The following is a 16,606-nucleotide window of genomic DNA, read 5'->3' as shown; positions in this document are numbered from 1 at the left end:
CCCCCGATGGGCCGCCCGTGAGAGGCTGCACGCATGCGCCCGTTCCTGCTCCCGACCGTCCTCGCCTGCCTCCTGGCGGCCGGATGCGGCGCGGCGCAGGAGGGCGTCCAAGCACCGACGGGGGCCCGGCCCGACTACCAGTTGGGGACGGCCTATCCGCCCGCCGACGACGTGGAGATCCTGGTCAGGGACCGCACCGCCTCCCCGGTGGAGGGGCTCTACAACGTCTGCTACGTCAACGCCTTCCAGTCGCAGCCGGGTGAGGAACAGGGCTGGGAGAGCGCCGGGTTGCTGCTGCTCGACGGCGGCGTCCCGGTCGTCGACGAGGAGTGGGACGAGGCCCTGCTCGACACCTCGACGCCGGATGCGAGGCAGGCGGTCGCAGAGGTCGTCGGAGGCTGGATCGACGGCTGCGCCGAGGACGGCTTCGCGGCAGTCGAGTTCGACAACCTCGACTCCCACTTGCGCTCGCACGGCCTGCTCACCGTGGACGACAACCTCGCCCTGGCGTCCCTGCTCGTCGATCGCGCGCACCGCGCCGGCCTCGCGGCGGGACAGAAGAACGCTGCGGAACTGGTCGACCGGGCCCGCGAGATCGGCTTCGACTTCGCCGTCGCCGAGGAGTGCCAGGAGTACGACGAATGCGACGCCTACACCGAGGCGTACGGACGCGGCGTCATCCAGGTCGAGTACGCCGACCAGCCGGAGTCGAACCTGGCGGAGAGTTGCGCGGCACGCGGGGGCGAGATCTCCGTCGTTCGGCGCGACCGCGACCTGGTCGCCCCAGGCGAGGAGGGTTACCTCGCCCAATGGTGCGACCGGGGCTAGATCAGCCCCGACTCGCGGGCCACGTGCACCGCGCGCGACCTGCTGTCGACGTCGAGCTTGGTGAAGATGTGCGCCAGATGGCTTTTGACGGTGGCCTCGGTGACGAAGAGCGTCTTGGCGATCTCCCGGTTGCTCGCGCCCTCCGCCAGGAGGGCGAGCACCTCGATCTCGCGTTGGGTCGGGCGGGGGCGTGGGTTGCGCATCCCGCGCAGCACGCGCGTCTGAATGCCGGGGGAGAGGAAGACCCCGCCGGAAGCCGCCTTGGCGATGGCCTCAAGGATCACCTCGGGCGCGGCGTCCTTGAGCAGGTAACCCGCGGCCCCTGCCTCGATGGCGCCGAGGATCTCCGCGTCCCGGTCGAAGGTGGTCAGGATCAGGACGGCGGGGGCAGGGCTCAGCTTCGTGAGCCGCGCGGTCGTCTGGATCCCGTCGATGCCGTCGCCCAGCCGGAGATCGCACATCACGACGTCCGGGCTCAGCCGCGCGACCATCTCGAGGGCCTCCTCGCCGGTGCCCGCCTCCCCGATCACGTCGACGCCGCCGGAGGTCAGCACGGCTCGCAGCCCGCTCCGCACCACCGGGTGGTCGTCGACGAGCAACACGCGGGTCATGGTCGTCCCCTTCCGATGGACAGGTGCCCGGAGATGGCGGTTCCCTCGCCGGGGGCGGTCTCGATGTCGAGGCCTCCTCCCAGTTCCCGGAGCCGGTCGCGCATGTAGCGCAGCCCGAAACTGGACGGCGGCGCCTCCCTGGCGTTCTCCCAGGCTGGCAGATCGAAGCCGGAGCCGTCGTCGATGATGTCGAGGCGGACGGTGTCGCCCGCGTCGATGAGGCTGACGACCACGCGACCAGCATCCGCGTGCCGCCGCACGTTTGCCAACGCCGACTGGGCGGTGCGCAGCAGCGCGACCTCGACCTCAGTGCTGAGGATCGGCAGGGTGTCGTCGAGCCGCAACGTTGCGTCGACTCCGGTCTCGTCCCGCAACCGGTCGACCATGCGCTGCAGGGCACCCGCGAGGGCGTTGTCCTCCAGTTCCATCGGCGCGAGGGCCGCGACGATGCGGCGCACGTCGCCGAGGCCGTCACCGGCCAAGGCCTCGATCTGGCCGAGGGTGCGTGCCGCTGCCGGGTCGGGCGACCCGTCGACCTGGGCGTGCGCGAGCAACCGGATCGACGAAAGAGACTGCGCGACGGTGTCGTGGATGTCGCGCGAGATCCGGGTGCGCTCCGCGACGATGCCGGACTGGCGCTGGGCGGCGGCCAACTCGTCCTGCAGGTCGGCCATCTCCGCATGTGCCGACCGCAGGGAGATCACCAGTCGCTCACGCTCGGCCGCGTCGCGCAGCAACTGGAGGTAGCCCCGCGAGATGCCGTAGGCGAACACGCCACCGACGAGGGGGCCGAAGACGATGCCATAACTGGTGCCGCCGTGGTGCAGCAGCGGGGCCGCGACCACCACGGCGAACACGAAGACCGACAGCGCCAGTCCCCAGCCGAGGGAGAGTAGATGCCCGGCGAGCAGCCAGAGCAGGAAGGCCAGCCACACGAACTCGGCCGACACGATGGTCGCACCGATCCACACCGCGACGAGGCCGAGCAGCCACCACGCCGCGACCGTGGTCGACCCGGAGCGCGCCGACACGACGGAACCGGCCGTGTGCCACGCGAGGAAGACGACGCCCGCGATGACCGCAGCAGGGACGTCGGCCCCGCTGACGGCGGCGCGGATCACCCCGACGGAGGTCAGCACCAGCGCGATGACGTGCTGGCCGACCTCCATGGCCCGGACGTAGCGTCCGGGCCCGACCGGCGCGAGGTCAGCTTGAGACAAGGGCATCGTCACCAGAGACATGCGCCAATTCTCCGTCACGGGGCAACGGGAGTCGCCCCGGCCACCAGATGCGGTCGCCAACCAGGGTGAAGATGGCGGGCACGATCACGGAGCGGACCACGAGGGTGTCGACGAGCACGCCGACGCCGACGATGAGGCCGAGTTGCCCCAACGTGACGAGCGGCAGCACGCCGAGGGCGGCGAAGACGGCCGCCAGCACCAGCCCGGCGCTGGTGATCACGCTGCCGGTGTGCGCGATCGCCTCCACCATGCCGGAGCGGGTGCCGTGGCCGACCGCCTCGGCCTTCGCCCGGTGCACCAGGAAGATGGTGTAGTCGATGCCGAGCGCCACCAGGAACAGGAACGACAGCAGCGGCACCTGCAGGTCGAGCGCGTCCTGCCCGATGAGCACCCGGCTCAGCCAGGCCCCCGCTCCGATCGCGGCGACCGCGCTCGCAAGGTTGACCATCAGCAGCAACGTCGGGGCGATCAACGAGCGGAGCAGGATCACCAGCACCACGAAACACACCAGCAGCACGAGCGGGGCGATCAGGAACAGGTCCGCCTCGTTGCCGCTGCGGGCGTCGAGGTCGGTCGCGACGGCGCCGCCCACCAGCGCGTCGGCTCCTGGCACGGCGTGCACCGCGTCGCGCAACTGCGTGATCTGGTCGAGGCTCTCTGGGGTGCTGGGGGAATACTCGCTGGTGACCATCAGCTTGGTCAGCGTGCCGTCGTCCGTCTCGCCGATCGGGTGCGCGCGCACGATGCCCTCGACGCCGTCGACCGCGGCGAGGACGTCGTCGGCGGAGTCGGACTTGGCGACGACGAACACAGGCTGGGCCTCACCGGGCGGGAAGTGCTGCGAGAGCACCTCGAGGCCTGCGGCGGACTCGGACTGGACCCGGAACTTCTCGATCTGGTCGAGGCCGACGCTCGTGCCGAACAACCCGGCCGCCATCACGGCGAGCAAGGTCAGGCCCGCGGCGAGGCTGACGGCGGGACGCTTGGTCACCTTCATGGCGAGCGCCCGCCAACCGCGGCCTTGCGTGCGTGCCTGTCCGGGGCGGGGGATGAAGGGCCAGAACACCTTGCGGCCGCACACGGCCAGGAACGGGGGTAGCGCGAACGCCACCGCGGCGAGCGCGATCAGCAGGCCGATGGCGGTCGTGACGCCGAGGCCCTGGGTGCCGGGAATGACGGCCAGCGCAAGCGTGGCGAGCGCTACCACCACCGTGAGGTTGGACGCGAGGATCGCGGGCATAGTCTTGCGCCAGGCCGACGCGAGCGCGGCGCGGTGGTCGGCCTCGACCATCAGTTCCTCGCGGTAGCGAGACATCAGCAGCAGCGCATAGTTGGTTCCTGCGCCGAAGACGAGCACGCTGATGATGCCCGCGTCGAACTGCAGGTTCCAGGCGGAGCCCGCCGCGGCGGTGACGCGACCCGCGAGCCCGTCGGCCAGCGCGATCACGATCAGCGGAACCAGCCACAGCACAGGGGAGCGGTACGTGGCGATCAGCAGCACCGCCACGATCAGGATGGTGACGAGCAGCAGCGTGAAGTCGGCCCCGTCGAAGGACGAGGCGACGTCGGCACCGAACGCGGGCCCGCCCGTGACGAGCAGGCTCAGCCCGGCGGGATGGTCTGCGGCGATCTGCCCCCGGACCTCCTTGATCATCTCTGCGGTCTCCGAGTTGTCGGCGCCGACGGTGATGGGGGCCATCAGCACGGCGGCCTCGCCGTCCTCGCTGACCAGCGGCCCGGACGCGGGCGCCTCGGGGATGCTGGTCAGCGACGGGAGCATCGCGGTGAGCGCGTCGAGGTCGCCCGGCTGGAGGGTCCCCCCGTCGTCGCGGGTCGCCACGACCTGGACGGACTGCCTGTCGGCGTTGGGGAAGCCGGCCAGCAACTCGCTCACCCTCGCCGACTCGGAGTCGGTGGGGGCCTGAGCGTTGCCGGAGGGCGCCTTGGCGCTGCCGAAGATGCCGAACAGCGCCACGAACACCGCGAGCACGATGCCAAGGGAAATCCAGGCGCCGCGGCGCGAGGTCAAACGGTCGGCGAGGTGCCCGCCGGATACAGAATCTGCCATGCCACCAACTCCACCAGCGGCACCCCGTCCCGGACATCGCGAAAGGGGACGAGAGACACATCACCCTTTTGGCCGATGCGCAGGCAGCCGACCCAACCCACCTCGTTGGTAGCGTTGCCGCGAGAGACCGACGGGAGCCTCAATGTCCAGCTCGTTCGACATCTACCCATCGACGGCCTTCGTCCCCTCCGCGGGCGAGTTGGAGGACGAGATCGCCCGGCTCCTGCTCACCGACCGAGCCCGGCGCGTGACGCGGGAGGCTCTCGCCGGACACGACCTGACGGCCCCGTCGCCACGCTGCGAGATCGTCGCGGAGGGCACGCCGCCCGCCAGGCTCCACGACCCGACGGCGCCGCTGACCTTCGGCGGGATGTCACGGCTTGGCGTCACGCTCCCGGGCACCCGCGCCGACGTCCCGCTCCGGATGAGCGACTCCGAGATCACCCCGCACCACGCCACCCTCATCGACGCCCGCCGCGAGGACATCGCCGCACGGGGCGCGACGACCTCGTTCGACTTCGAGTCGGCGAAGGGGATCGGCTGGTCCTGGGACGTCAGCATCGAACTACCGCAGCCGTTCAGCGGGCGACTGCTGACCGGCTACGTGGTCGCGGCGCTCGCCCGGCTGACCGGCGGCCTGATCGACTCATTCGACGGCGCCGGCGACCGGATGCGACTGCCGTGCGAGCCAGACGACCTGCTGTCCTGGTACCCCGAATGGCTCGACGCGCAGTACCGGGACGTCGACGCGTCGCCCCACCCCGGTTGAGGCCGGGGAGTGGCGACGCGGCGGTTGTCAGGCGAGCGTGAACCGCAGCCCCGCGACCGCGGGCGGAAGCCAGACCGCTGAGGTGACCTCACCGGGGCGCACGGCGTGCACCGTGCCGCCGGTCTGGAGCACCTGGAGCGCGATCTTGGACAGCAACTGGTAGCCGTCCGCGTCGTAGCCGATCGCCCCGCTCGTGGGGTCGAAGCTGCCGGTCTCGCTCGCCGTGAGGTCGTAGACGAGCGTGTCGACGGCGCCGAGCGCGGTCGCCCTCGCGATGTCTGCAAGGTCGCGCGCGACGGTGCCCTGTGCGATCTCGTCGCCGAGCCTCTCGATGGTGGCGTTGATGGCCGCCGCGTTGATGCCCGGCAGCTCGGCCCGGATCGCCTCATCGATGTCGTGGGCCGCCAACGCGTCCGGCGCGCCGGGCACCGTCTCGAGCCTGCGGCCGGTGAGGTCGGCGTCGCGGTAGAGGTCGAGCAGGGGAGCGGCGGCAAAGACGAACAGCGGGGCCTGCGGCGAGGTGCCGGCCAGTTCCGTCGAGACCGCCTCCGCGACCCGCTGGGCGTAGGTGCGAAGCAGCACGCCCCGGCCCTCGTCGCCGACCAGTCGGCGGACGTGGCTGCGGTCACGCACGGTCGCCCGGTTGGTGGCCTCCGCGATGTCGGCCGGATGCTCGCCACGCAGCGGAAGTTCGGTCGCGCGGCCGCTGGCGGTGGCGTGCCACAGGTTCCAGCCGTTCTGCGACAGCGTCAGCGCGAACGCCTCCTGCGGGGTCGTCACGGCGCGGATCAACTGGCCGAGGTCGAAATGCGCCCCGACCTGGAGACGGTCCTCGAACGCGTTGGGAAGGACGAACAACTCGTCGACGTCGTCGGCGAGCAGCAGCACGACCGAGGCCGACAGCCTTCCCCAGATCATCGAGGCCTCGTGCGCGGCCCAGCGGTCGCGCAGGGCCTGCTCCATGTTGTGCGAGATGCCCTGCTCGCGCAGGGTGCGCAAGGCGCTGTCGACGGCGCTCTTGACGGCAAGCAGGCTCTTCTCGCGGTCGTCGGGAGAGGTCCTCGCGTACACAGTGATCGCCCGCTCGTGGGGCTCTGCCAGCGCCTGCAGATCGGCGACGGTGGGAAGGTCGAAGCGTTCGGACATGGTGATGGTCCTTCGGGTCGGGAGCCATCAATTTTAGTTTTATCCCCCTTGGACAGACCCCGTGGGGTTGCCTTGGCGATGGCACCGCGGGCTGACTAGGAGGGGGTCATCCCGCGGCGCCCGGCGGCCCGGATCAGCCGTCGGCCGCGCGGCGCGGAGGCCCCGCCGCGGCGTCGCGGAACCATTCCAGGGCGTCGGCCTCCAGGGGGAGACACCCATCGAGAGGGTCGGCTCGATCACGGGTGCATACCGCAGCGAGTGGTTGGCGGGCACGCCCGCCAGGACGCGCACAATCTCCGCCACGGACGTCGCGCCGGCGAACGGCCGAGGGTCGGCCCGGCCCACGATCCAGTACGCGCACGGGGCCGTTCACCGTGGTCGCCAGGACGCCGACGTCCTCGCTCGCCGAGGCGGGGATCGGCGTCATAGGCGCGCATGTTCGGTTCGACCGTGGTGTCGTCGGGAGTGAGGTTGACCTCGGTTCCCGGGTGGAACGTTCCGACCGTCGAGACCGCAGTGTCGGTCCTGCGTTGAGCATGTCTGGTAAGTCGTTTCCGATTGGCACGTTCAACTTGGGCGTGGAGAGCATCGAGCAACCAAACATGCTCAATGTCGGGTCGCGCCCAGCCGGATCCCGGCCCAAGCTGTTAACCTGTTCGAGGAAATTCTTCGAGACGAGAGAGACGATCATGCTCAGCCAGCGACTGTCAAAGGCCGGTTCGGCCTATGTCGCGCGCCCCGAACTTGGCGCAGCGCTGACCTGCGACCTTCCCCTCCTGTCTCTCCGACCTCGCAGCTAGACGAGCGTCGAATGCCTATCTCAGGCCCCGAGGGACACGTTCCCACGGGGCCTTTTTCGTACCCCGAATCTCAGCAACGCCAGAAAGGAGGCCGATCATGACGATCCGACTGAGACAACGCCCGCACGGCGACATCGCGCCCGCGTCCCTCCAGGAGCACAGCGCCACCACGTTCGTGATCGGCCTCGACTACGACGTCAAGGGCGAGGTGCACTGGACCCGCGCCGTGACGGGGATCCTCGACGACGTCTACACCCCGTTCAAGATCCACCACACCCGCCGGGTGCGCTCGGCAGGCGGTTCGGTCGACATGGGATGGCCCGTCATCGTGCGGCTCAACCATTGGGTCGAGATACCGTTCCGGCGGGCGCCCGACCTGCACAGCAGGGCGTCGCGCTTCGACATCCTGCGCCGCGACGGATGGACCTGCGCCTACTGCGGCGCATTCGCGGGAACCGTCGACCACATCTTCCCTGCGTGCAGGGGAGGCGGATGGACGTGGGGCAACCTGGTCGCCGCGTGCTCCGGGTGTAACCAGGACAAGGCCGACCGGACGCCCGACGAGGCGGGCATGCGGTTGCTGTTCGATCCCCGCGTCGACGTCAGGCAGTACGCGGGCGTCCAGGCCGAGGTGTGGCGGATGCTGAAGGCCGGCTGAGCTCAGCCGATCCGGACGTAGCTCCAGCCCTCGCGCTGGCGGGTGACCAGGCGCGCGATCCCCGCGGGCACCACGTCGATGCCCTCCGCGAGATCGGAGGGGTCGATGTGGTGTGCCCGGAGCGCGTTGGCGCAGGCGAGGACCGTCACGTCTCCCGTGCCGCCCCGCAACGCCTCCACGAGTCGCTTGGCGGTGGGGTGTGCCGCGATCAGCGAGGCGACCGCCGCCCCCTGCACGACGATCTCGACGGTGCTTCCCGGCAGTTCGGCCTCCAGGTTCAGGCTCGACTGCCACGCCTTCCAGGGCAGGTCGGCGTCCGCGCCCGAGGCCTGCAAGACGACTCCGAGGACCTCTGGTTCTTCGCTCACCCGACCAAGACTAGGCGTCCTGCGGAGCCGCTGCGGGCGCTCCGCCGATCGACTCACGTGCCACGAGGGCCGCGCAGGCGACACAGATCAGGGCCACGATCAGCAGCGACGTTGGGTAGTCGAGGACGGGCAGCGCGGCCGCCAGCAGGCTCGGCAGCAGGAACCCGCTGTAGGCGAGCGAGTAGTAGACGCCGGTGAGGCCTGCCAGGTCGCGTTGGGTGGCGATCGACTGGACGTGGATCAGGCCGGAGGTGACGCACACCCCGTAGGCGAGGCCGAGCACGACGGCGACGACAAGGGCCAGGACGGGTTGACGCAACTGCGCGGCGACCGCCGCCAGGCCGACGCCGACGCTCATTGCCGTCATCCCGACGAGCAGCGCGTGCCCTCCCGAGGCGCGGTTGATGGCCGGGACGAAGTTCTGCACCAGGGCACCCGCACCGAGCGTCAGGACCGTCAGCACCGTCGCGTACAGGGTCGACCAGGGGCCGAGCCGGTCGGCGACCGTCGCGGGCATGATCGCGTAGGCGACCCCCGCTGCGGCGAACACCCATGGTGCGGCGGGCAGCACGAGGCGCACGAAGCGTCGATGCCCGGCGGACGGCACGCGCAGGTCACGCCACCAGGGTCCGGACGCGCGGCGCTCCGGAGTCAGCGACTCAGGGGCGGTGACGAGCGCAGCCAGGGCCCCGAGCGTCAGGATCGCATGCACGACGTATGGGGTGACCGACGGCGCGGGTCCCCACTGCGCGAGGACTCCCGTCACGGCCGCGCCGACCGCGAAGCCGCCCGTCATCGTCAGCAGCGCTCGCCGAGCCCCCGCCGTCGACCCGGCGGACGCGTCGAACGGGGGAGAGGAGAGTTCCTTGACCCAACTGGTGCCAACCGACATCGCGGCCCGACGGCGACGCCCGCGAGTACCCTCCCGAGGCACAGCAGCGCGAAGGACTGGAACCCACAGGCAAGCAGGACGCTGCCCGCCACGCTGGCGACCGCGCCTGCGATCAGGGCAGGCCTGCGGCCATGCTGGTCCGAGACGGGGGCGAGCAGGAGCAGGCCAGGGATCAGTCCTGCGACATACATGCCGAGCAGAAGGTTGGCCTGCCACGGCGCGTAGTGGCCGACCTCCTCGTACAGGTGGAGCAGGGGAGTGAAGTGATTGCCGCCCCAGGCGAGCATGAAGATCGACGGGACGACGCGCAGCCAGCCCCGTTGGCGCGAAGCGGTCACCGGGCGACCGCATCCGCGAAGTGCGTGGCCTCGACGTGCGCGACGACCGCCCGGGCGAAGCCGTCGGCGTCCCCGGAGCGGGCCAGGTTGGCGAGGGCCTCATGCTCGGAGAGCAGGCGCGGCAGGAGATCGGGGCGGTGCAGGCAGACCTGATGGATGAGCCGGGCGAACCGCGGGGCGAGGCTGTGCAGTAGTTGCTCGACGACCGCGTTGCTGCCCGCGAGGATGACGGCCGCGTGGAACCGGTAGTCGGCGGCGGCGAAGCCGAGCAGGTCGTCGGCTGAGATCGCGGTGCGTTGCGCCTGGAGCACGTCGTCCAGGGTCCGCGTCAGCGCCACCAGCGCACCGTCGTCGATGCCGGTGAGGGCGTCCTTCTCGAACATCAGTCGCACCGCGAGCAGGTCGCGTCGCTCGGAGGCACCGACCGCGGTGACGATGGCACCCTTCTTGGGAAGCAGGCGCACGAGGCCCCATCCCTCCAGTTGCACCATGGCCTCACGGGCGGGCGTCCGACTGACGCCGGTGCGGGTGGCCAACTCCACCTCGGTGAGGAGGGTGCCCGGGCTCACCTCCTCCTCGACGATCGCCCGCGCGGTCGCGGCGGCGACGCGCCGCGCCAGGGGTCCGGTCTGGTCCTCCCAAGGGAGCGTCATCGTCTGCACACCCTCCCAATACGCCTGATGCATGCATTAATGGATACATGTCTCGATCCGTGGTCGACCACGAGTTGGTCCGCCGTCGCCGGTTGCTCACCTAAGATCGGCTGCACAACGCCCGGAGGGGAGCCAATGACCGCGCGCTTCGATGCCTATCTGTTCGACCTGGACGGCACCATCTACCTCGGCGACCGGCTGCTGCCAGGTGCAGCGGAGACCATCGCCTGGCTCCGCGCCGAGGGCGTGCCCTTCCGGTTCCTGTCGAACAACGCGACCAGGTCTCCCGGGCAGTACGCCGAGAAGTTGACGGCGCTCGGCATCCCGACCGTTCCCGCGGACGTGGTCAACACCGTCACGGTCACGACGCACTGGCTGCGGACCAACCATCCCGAGGCCGTGGTGTTCCCGATCGCGGAGCGCCCGCTGATCGAGGCCTTCGAGGCCGCCGGGATCGCGATGAGCGAGGACCCTGCAGAGATCGACATCGTGGTGGCCTCCTATGACCGCGGCTTCGACTACCGCAAGCTGCAGATCGCCTTCGACGCGATCTGGTTCCACAAGCGCGCCTTCCTCATCGCAACCAACCCCGACCGGTACTGCCCGTTCCCGGGCGGCCGAGGTGAGCCCGACTGCGCCGCCGTGGTCGCGGCCATCGAGGCCAGCACCAGCACCACCTGCCGGGCGGTGCTCGGCAAGCCGGACCCCGCCATGGCGGCGGCCGCCCTCGCGGGCATCGACGTCGACCCGACGCGCTGCGTGATGGTCGGCGACCGGCTCGGCACCGACATCGAACTGGCACATCGCTCGGGCCTGCAGTCGGCATTGGTCCTGACGGGGGACTCGTCGCGAGCCGACGTCGAGGCCGCCGCCCCTGACGCGCGCCCCGGCCTGGTCCTCGAACGCCTCGACGAACTGATCGCCTGAATCGGGCCACCCGCCGCGGGCGGACTTGAACGTTCACGAACGCCCGTTTCGGTGGCCTCGGAGGCAAACATCCTGGTCAGTGGCGGATCCAAATACTGGCCGAAAGTTTCTTGCAATGAGGGCGTTGGATCGTTACGCAAACGTGACGAGTTTGAGGCAGACGGCCAGCGCAACCTCCGCAATAGTGATGAGAGTTACCAGGACACGGCTGTCCTGGAATCGACCCGGAAGGAGTTCGACCAGTGGCTCGTCGAATGCTCAAGTCCATCGCGGTGACCTCCAGCCTGACGCTCGCAGTCCTGCTGAGCGGATGCGCGGACACCGCCGAAACCCCCAACTCGCCTGGCGCAGGCACGCCCGCCTCACCGGGCGGCACCACCGCAGCAGGCGCGTTCGACTGCGCCCCCTACGAGGCGTTCGGCGACCTGAAGGGCACCACCGTCACGGTCTACACCTCGATCATCGCGCCAGAGGACCAGCCCCACATCGACTCGTGGAAGCCTTTCGAGGAGTGCACCGGCGTCGACGTGCAGTACGAAGGCTCGAAGGAGTTCGAGGCCCAGTTGCTGGTCCGCGTCAAGGGCGGCAACGCTCCTGACATCGCCTACGTCCCGCAGCCCGGCCTTCTCCAGACGCTCGTCAAGGAGACCGGAAAGGTCGTCGAGGCCCCCGCCGAGACCGCCGCCAACGTCGACAAGCACTTCGATCCGGCGTGGAAGGGCTACGGCTCTGTCGACGGCAAGTTCTACGCCGCCCCGCTCGGCGCCAATGTGAAGTCGTACGTGTGGTACTCGCCCAAGACCTTCACGGAGAAGGGCTACGAGGTTCCCGCGACGTGGGACGACCTGATGAGCCTCACCCAGAAGATCGCCGCCGATGACGCGAACGCCAAGCCCTGGTGCGCCGGCTTCGGCTCCGGCGATGCGACCGGATGGCCGGGCACCGACTGGCTCGAGGACATGATGCTCCGCACCGCTGGCCCCGACGCCTACGACAAGTGGGTCGCCCACGAGATCCCGTTCAACGACCCGCAGGTCGCCACCGCCCTCGACCAGGCCGGCGCGATCCTGAAGGACCCGAAGTTTGTCAACGGCGGCTTCGGCGACGTCAACTCGATCGCGACCACGACGTTCCAGGACGGCGGCCAGCCGATCCTCACCGGCGGCTGCTACATGCACCGTCAGGCCTCGTTCTACGCCGCCAACTGGCCGGAGGGCACCAAGGTCGCCGAGGACGGCGACGTGTGGGCGTTCTACCTGCCGTCGAACAACGCGGACGAGAAGCCGGTGCTCGGTGGCGGCGAGTTCGTCGCGGCCTTCGCCGACCGTCCCGAGGTCAAGGCGTTCCAGACCTACCTCTCCAGCGCCGAGTGGGCCAACGAGAAGGCCAAGTCGACGCCGAACGGTGGCTGGGTCTCCGCGAACAAGGGCCTCGAGATCGACAACCTCGTCTCGCCGATCGACCGCCTGTCCGCCGAGACGCTGCAGGACGAGAAGGCCGTGTTCCGCTTCGACGGCTCCGACATGATGCCCTCCAAGGTGGGTGCCGGAACGTTCTGGAAGGGCATGACCGACTGGATCACCGGCAAGCCGACCAACGAGACCCTCGACTTCATCGAGCAGTCCTGGCCTCAGTAACGGTCTAACCATCACTGTCGGTGGGGTGGCGACAACGACGTCGTCGCCCCACCGGCTTTCTTGCAGCAACAAGGAGGTTGGCGCATGAAAATCGCAGACAAGTTCATCGAGATGATCATGGCGATCATCATCTTCGCCGCGGTGGTCGCGCTGATCGTCGGGGTCGCCTGGCTGGTGGGAAGGCTCAAGTCCAAGACGAGCGACCGCCTGCAGGGCCTCGTCTACATCCTGCCGGTCCTCGTCATGCTGCTCGCGGGCCTCGTGTGGCCCGCCGTGCTGACCATCCGGCAGGCGTTCGGCGGCCCGACCGGCGACAAGGGCTTCACCCTCCACAACTTCGCGACGGTGTTCAAGAGCCCAGAACTGCTCGGCCCGCTGCTCAACACGATCGTGTGGGTGCTGGCGGTGCCGGTGCTGGCGACCGTGATCGGGCTGGCATACGCGATCCTCGTCGACCGCTCCCGGTTCGAGGCGTTCGCCAAGGCCCTGATCTTCCTGCCGATGGCCATCTCGATGGTCGGCGCCTCCATCATCTGGAAGTTCGTCTACGACGTACGCGGCCCCGGCCAGACGCAGGTCGGCCTGTTCAACGCCATCCTCACGTTCTTCGGGGCAGACCCCGTCGACTTCATGCAGGCCCGCGGCTGGAACACGTTCTGGCTGATCATCGTGATGGTCTGGATCCAGGCCGGCTTCGCGATGACGGTGCTCTCTGCCGCCATCAAGGCCATCCCCGACGACCTCATCGAGGCCGCCAAGATCGACGGCACGACGGGCTGGCGCCTGTTCCGCTTCATCACGCTCCCCAGCATCAGGGGCTCGCTCGTGGTGGTGCTCACCACCGTCGGCATCGCAACCCTGAAGGTCTTCGACGTGGTCCGCACCATGACCGGCGGCCAGTTCGACACCTCGGTGCTCGCGCTCGAGTTCTACAACTACTCGTTCCGCTACTTCGAATACGGCACCGGCGCCGCCCTCGCGGTGATCCTGTTCATCCTGGTGCTGCCGATCGTGATCTACAACGTCGTCCAGATGCGAAAGGACGCCTGACATGAGCGCAGCGACCGAACCCGTCACGCCCGCCAAGAGGCGCGGCAGGACCGCGGCAGGCAACGCCGCCCGAGCCATCAGTTCGCCGTGGGCGTCGGTGGTGGCCGTCATCCTGGCGATCATGTGGACCACGCCGACGCTCGGCCTGTTCATCACGTCGTTCAGGACGCAGAAGGACATCCAGACCAGCGGATGGTGGACGGCCTTCGTCAAGCCCTGGTTCACGATCAAGAACTACGAGCAGGCGCTCTTCGGCGGCTCGACCAGCCTGATCGACTACTTCATCAACTCGCTAGTCATCACCATCCCCGCGGTCATCATCCCGCTGATGCTCGCAGCGCTTGCCGCCTACGCGATTGCCTGGACCAAGTTCCCCGGCCGCAACTGGATCTTCGTCGGCATCTTCGCCCTGCAGATCGTGCCGCTCCAGGTCGCGCTGATCCCGCTGCAGCAGTTGTACAACACGCTGGCGCTTCCGTCGTTCTGGCAGGTGTGGATCTCGCACGCGATCTTCGCCCTTCCGCTGGCGGTGTTCCTTCTGCACAACTTCATGAAGGACCTCCCAGGTGAACTGATGGAGGCGGCACGGGTCGACGGCGCGGGGCACAACGCGATCTTCTTCCGGATCATCCTTCCGCTGATGAAGCCAGCGCTGGCGTCCTTCGGCATCTTCCAGTTCCTGTGGGTCTGGAACGACCTGCTGGTGGCCCTCATCTTCGCGCCGTCGCGCGCCAACGCGCCGTTGACGGTGCGCGTCGCCGAGATGGCGGGCACCATGGGCGGCCAGTGGTACCTGCTCTCGGCGGGGGCGTTCATCTCGATGATCGTCCCGGTGATCGTCTTCCTCAGCCTGCAGAAGTACTTCGTGCGTGGCCTCCTCAGCGGCGGCCTGAAGGGCTGAACTCCCGAGCTTGGGGGACGGGAACGGCGGCGCCTGGGGGGCGCCGCCGTTTCTGCGCCTTGAGCCGTGTTTGCTGATGGCGAAAGTGGGCACCCTCCCACCGGGCAACGGCTCCCGCTAAGTTTCGGGGCAGAGCGACCAGAGGAGAGAAGCGATGACCTACCAGCCCGAGACCCTTGCCGTGCACGCAGGCCAGGAGGAGGCCGACTCCGCGACCAACGCGCGAGCCGTCCCGATCTACCAGACCACCAGTTACGTGTTCGACGACGCGCAGCACGCCGCCGACCTGTTCGCGCTGCGGACCCCGGGCAACATCTACAACCGGATCATGAACCCGACCCAGTCGGTGCTCGAGACCCGCGTCAACGCCCTCGAGGGCGGCGTCGGGGCGCTCGCCACCGCGTCCGGTGCCGCCGCCATCACCTACGCGGTGCTGAACCTCACCTACTCGGGCGACAACATCGTCGCGCTCTCCACGCTCTACGGCGGCACATTCGCGCTGTTCGCCCACACACTTTCCCAGTTCGGCATCGAGGCCCGCTTCGTCGACCCGTCGAAGCCGGAGGACCTGAAGAACCACGTCGACGAGAAGACAAAGCTTGTCTTCGGCGAGACGGTCGGCAACCCGGCGCTCAACGTCGTGGACCTCGACGCCTGGTCGGCCGCCGCCCACGAACTGGGCCTTCCGTTCATCGTCGACAACACCGTCCCCACCCCGTACCTGACGCGCGTGTTCGACCACGGCGTCGACGTCGCTGTGCACTCGGCGACCAAGTACCTCGGCGGCCACGGCAACTCGCTCGGCGGCGTGCTCGTCGACTCCGGGAAGTTCGACTGGGCCGCGCACGCCGAGCGGTTCCCCGGCCTCACCACGCCCGACGAGGCCTACCACGGCGTGGTGTGGACCGACGCGGCCGGGCCTGCGGCGTTCATCATCCGCGCCCGCACCGTCCTGCTGCGCAACACGGGCGCCGCGATCGCACCCATGAACTCGTTCCTGCTGCTGCAGGGCATTGAGACGCTGCACCTGCGCATGGAGCGCCATTCGAGCAACGCGCTCGCCGTCGCCAAGCACCTCGAGCAGCACCCGAAGGTCGCCTGGGTGAACTACCCGGGCCTCGAGACCAGCGAGACGCACGAGATCGCCAAGCGGATCCTGAAGGGCGGCTTCGGGGGGCTCGTGTCCTTCGGCGTCGCGTCTGGGCGTGACGGCGGCACCGCATTCGTCGAGGGCCTCGAACTGTTCAGCCACCTCGCCAACATCGGCGACGCCAAGTCGCTTGCGATCCACAACGCGTCGACGACCCACTCGCAGCTCAGCGAGGAGGAGTTGAAGGCGGCGGGCGTTCCCGCCGAGATGGTGCGCCTGTCGGTCGGCATCGAGAACGTCGACGACATCATCGCCGACATCGATCAGGCGCTGGAGAAGGCCTAACCCTCGTCGGGGCGCGCCTGCCGTTCCTGATGGGCCCGGTCGGCCTCGACCTGGTCCTCGGGGACGGCGCCGTCGCTGGCGTGCGCCATCTCCTCGTCGGTGGCCTGCGGCTGACCCGCCTGCTGGTGTTCGGTGGGCGCCTCGTCGGGTGGCCCGGGGACGTGTGCGTGAGACATCTGTGTTCCCTCCTCGTCTCTTGTCAGGCTAGTGCGCGGCCACCGGTCGCGGGCGCGGTCGGCGAGATCGGGAGGTCGGCCGGTTTCGCCGTCAGGGAACTTCGCGAC

General features: G+C 69.2%; 17 protein-coding genes. 8 read left to right on the top strand and 9 right to left on the bottom strand.

Features of this window, described 5'->3' with window-relative positions:
• The first annotated feature begins 33 nt into the window (after positions 1-33).
• Positions 34-828, top strand: coding sequence for an endo alpha-1,4 polygalactosaminidase (locus BW730_RS05535; RefSeq protein WP_077685386.1), 795 nt, complete (start codon positions 34-36; stop codon positions 826-828).
• Here the strand turns inward: BW730_RS05535 and BW730_RS05530 are convergent.
• Genes BW730_RS05530 through BW730_RS05520 form a run of 3 tightly spaced genes read right to left on the bottom strand, consistent with a single transcriptional unit; the run spans position 825 to position 4,748 of the window.
• Positions 825-1,439 (bottom strand): response regulator, encoded by a 615-nt coding sequence (locus BW730_RS05530; RefSeq protein ID WP_077685385.1) that lies wholly within the window; start codon positions 1,437-1,439, stop codon positions 825-827. The two genes, BW730_RS05535 and BW730_RS05530, sit on opposite strands and share 4 nt — an antisense overlap.
• Positions 1,436-2,680, bottom strand: a complete 1,245-nt coding sequence (locus BW730_RS05525; RefSeq protein ID WP_077685384.1) for a sensor histidine kinase — start codon at positions 2,678-2,680, stop codon at positions 1,436-1,438. The genes BW730_RS05530 and BW730_RS05525 overlap by 4 nt, the downstream gene beginning before the upstream one ends.
• Positions 2,646-4,748, bottom strand: coding sequence for an MMPL family transporter (locus BW730_RS05520; protein ID WP_077685383.1), 2,103 nt, complete (start codon positions 4,746-4,748; stop codon positions 2,646-2,648). Before BW730_RS05520 ends, BW730_RS05525 begins: the two co-directional genes overlap by 35 nt.
• A gap of 142 nt (positions 4,749-4,890) precedes the next feature.
• Between BW730_RS05520 and BW730_RS05515 the strand changes: the two genes are divergently transcribed.
• Positions 4,891-5,517, top strand: a complete 627-nt coding sequence (locus BW730_RS05515; RefSeq protein WP_077685382.1) for a hypothetical protein — start codon at positions 4,891-4,893, stop codon at positions 5,515-5,517.
• A gap of 27 nt (positions 5,518-5,544) precedes the next feature.
• Here BW730_RS05515 and BW730_RS05510 read toward each other — a convergent pair whose 3' ends face one another.
• Entirely contained in the window at positions 5,545-6,663 is a 1,119-nt protein-coding gene (locus tag BW730_RS05510) for a baeRF11 domain-containing protein (protein ID WP_077685381.1), read from the bottom strand.
• An 897-nt stretch (positions 6,664-7,560) separates the two neighbouring features.
• Between BW730_RS05510 and BW730_RS19090 the strand changes: the two genes are divergently transcribed.
• Positions 7,561-8,121, top strand: coding sequence for an HNH endonuclease (locus BW730_RS19090; RefSeq protein WP_077685380.1), 561 nt, complete (start codon positions 7,561-7,563; stop codon positions 8,119-8,121).
• Between the two features lie 2 nt (positions 8,122-8,123).
• On the opposite strand, the gene BW730_RS05500 is transcribed toward BW730_RS19090, so the two are convergent.
• From BW730_RS05500 to BW730_RS05490, 4 genes are read right to left on the bottom strand one after another with little or no spacing between them, the layout of a single operon-like run.
• On the bottom strand, positions 8,124-8,489 hold the full coding sequence (locus BW730_RS05500) for a DsrE family protein (protein WP_158522482.1): 366 nt from the start codon (positions 8,487-8,489) through the stop codon (positions 8,124-8,126).
• A gap of 10 nt (positions 8,490-8,499) precedes the next feature.
• Positions 8,500-9,381, bottom strand: coding sequence for a hypothetical protein (locus BW730_RS05495; RefSeq protein ID WP_226997086.1), 882 nt, complete (start codon positions 9,379-9,381; stop codon positions 8,500-8,502).
• Positions 9,288-9,719 (bottom strand): MFS transporter, encoded by a 432-nt coding sequence (locus BW730_RS19085; protein ID WP_226997085.1) that lies wholly within the window; start codon positions 9,717-9,719, stop codon positions 9,288-9,290. The genes BW730_RS05495 and BW730_RS19085 overlap by 94 nt, the downstream gene beginning before the upstream one ends.
• Positions 9,716-10,405, bottom strand: a complete 690-nt coding sequence (locus BW730_RS05490; protein ID WP_077685379.1) for a GntR family transcriptional regulator — start codon at positions 10,403-10,405, stop codon at positions 9,716-9,718. The genes BW730_RS19085 and BW730_RS05490 overlap by 4 nt, the downstream gene beginning before the upstream one ends.
• Positions 10,406-10,507: 102 nt before the next feature.
• Here BW730_RS05490 and BW730_RS05485 point away from each other — a divergent pair, with 102 nt between their 5' ends.
• From BW730_RS05485 to BW730_RS05465, 5 genes are all read left to right on the top strand, one after another.
• Positions 10,508-11,299 (top strand): HAD-IIA family hydrolase, encoded by a 792-nt coding sequence (locus BW730_RS05485; protein ID WP_077685378.1) that lies wholly within the window; start codon positions 10,508-10,510, stop codon positions 11,297-11,299.
• 254 nt (positions 11,300-11,553) lie between these two features.
• A complete protein-coding gene (locus BW730_RS05480) occupies positions 11,554-12,936 on the top strand; it encodes an ABC transporter substrate-binding protein (protein ID WP_077685377.1) in 1,383 nt (460 codons plus the stop codon).
• Positions 12,937-13,020: 84 nt separating this feature from the next.
• On the top strand, positions 13,021-13,986 hold the full coding sequence (locus tag BW730_RS05475) for a carbohydrate ABC transporter permease (RefSeq protein ID WP_077685376.1): 966 nt from the start codon (positions 13,021-13,023) through the stop codon (positions 13,984-13,986).
• A 1-nt stretch (position 13,987) separates the two neighbouring features.
• Positions 13,988-14,887, top strand: coding sequence for a carbohydrate ABC transporter permease (locus BW730_RS05470; RefSeq protein ID WP_077685375.1), 900 nt, complete (start codon positions 13,988-13,990; stop codon positions 14,885-14,887).
• 154 nt (positions 14,888-15,041) lie between these two features.
• Positions 15,042-16,322, top strand: a complete 1,281-nt coding sequence (locus tag BW730_RS05465) for an O-acetylhomoserine aminocarboxypropyltransferase/cysteine synthase family protein (protein WP_077685374.1) — start codon at positions 15,042-15,044, stop codon at positions 16,320-16,322.
• Here the strand turns inward: BW730_RS05465 and BW730_RS18440 are convergent.
• The gene (locus BW730_RS18440) at positions 16,319-16,498 is read right to left on the bottom strand and encodes a hypothetical protein (RefSeq protein ID WP_077685373.1); all 180 of its coding nucleotides are present in this window, start codon (positions 16,496-16,498) and stop codon (positions 16,319-16,321) included. The genes BW730_RS05465 and BW730_RS18440 overlap by 4 nt on opposite strands.
• Positions 16,499-16,606 lie beyond the last annotated feature (108 nt).

The organism is Tessaracoccus aquimaris (assembly GCF_001997345.1).
Classification (GTDB): domain Bacteria; phylum Actinomycetota; class Actinomycetes; order Propionibacteriales; family Propionibacteriaceae; genus Arachnia; species Arachnia aquimaris.
Note: the sequence above shows the minus strand (reverse complement) of the source record. Positions and strands in the feature narration are given on the sequence as shown.

Bases quoted from the DNA above. Each gene is read 5' to 3' on its own strand.
- BW730_RS05535 (WP_077685386.1), top strand. From the start codon at position 34: ATGCGCCCGTTCCTGCTCCCGACCGTCCTCGCCTGCCTCCTGGCGGCC.
- BW730_RS05530 (WP_077685385.1), bottom strand. From the start codon at position 1,439: ATGACCCGCGTGTTGCTCGTCGACGACCACCCGGTGGTGCGGAGCGGG.
- BW730_RS05525 (WP_077685384.1), bottom strand. From the start codon at position 2,680: ATGTCTCTGGTGACGATGCCCTTGTCTCAAGCTGACCTCGCGCCGGTC.
- BW730_RS05520 (WP_077685383.1), bottom strand. From the start codon at position 4,748: ATGGCAGATTCTGTATCCGGCGGGCACCTCGCCGACCGTTTGACCTCG.
- BW730_RS05515 (WP_077685382.1), top strand. From the start codon at position 4,891: ATGTCCAGCTCGTTCGACATCTACCCATCGACGGCCTTCGTCCCCTCC.
- BW730_RS05510 (WP_077685381.1), bottom strand. From the start codon at position 6,663: ATGTCCGAACGCTTCGACCTTCCCACCGTCGCCGATCTGCAGGCGCTG.
- BW730_RS19090 (WP_077685380.1), top strand. From the start codon at position 7,561: ATGACGATCCGACTGAGACAACGCCCGCACGGCGACATCGCGCCCGCG.
- BW730_RS05495 (WP_226997086.1), bottom strand. From the start codon at position 9,381: ATGTCGGTTGGCACCAGTTGGGTCAAGGAACTCTCCTCTCCCCCGTTC.
- BW730_RS05490 (WP_077685379.1), bottom strand. From the start codon at position 10,405: ATGCATCAGGCGTATTGGGAGGGTGTGCAGACGATGACGCTCCCTTGG.
- BW730_RS05485 (WP_077685378.1), top strand. From the start codon at position 10,508: ATGACCGCGCGCTTCGATGCCTATCTGTTCGACCTGGACGGCACCATC.
- BW730_RS05480 (WP_077685377.1), top strand. From the start codon at position 11,554: ATGCTCAAGTCCATCGCGGTGACCTCCAGCCTGACGCTCGCAGTCCTG.
- BW730_RS05475 (WP_077685376.1), top strand. From the start codon at position 13,021: ATGAAAATCGCAGACAAGTTCATCGAGATGATCATGGCGATCATCATC.
- BW730_RS05470 (WP_077685375.1), top strand. From the start codon at position 13,988: ATGAGCGCAGCGACCGAACCCGTCACGCCCGCCAAGAGGCGCGGCAGG.
- BW730_RS05465 (WP_077685374.1), top strand. From the start codon at position 15,042: ATGACCTACCAGCCCGAGACCCTTGCCGTGCACGCAGGCCAGGAGGAG.
- BW730_RS18440 (WP_077685373.1), bottom strand. From the start codon at position 16,498: ATGTCTCACGCACACGTCCCCGGGCCACCCGACGAGGCGCCCACCGAA.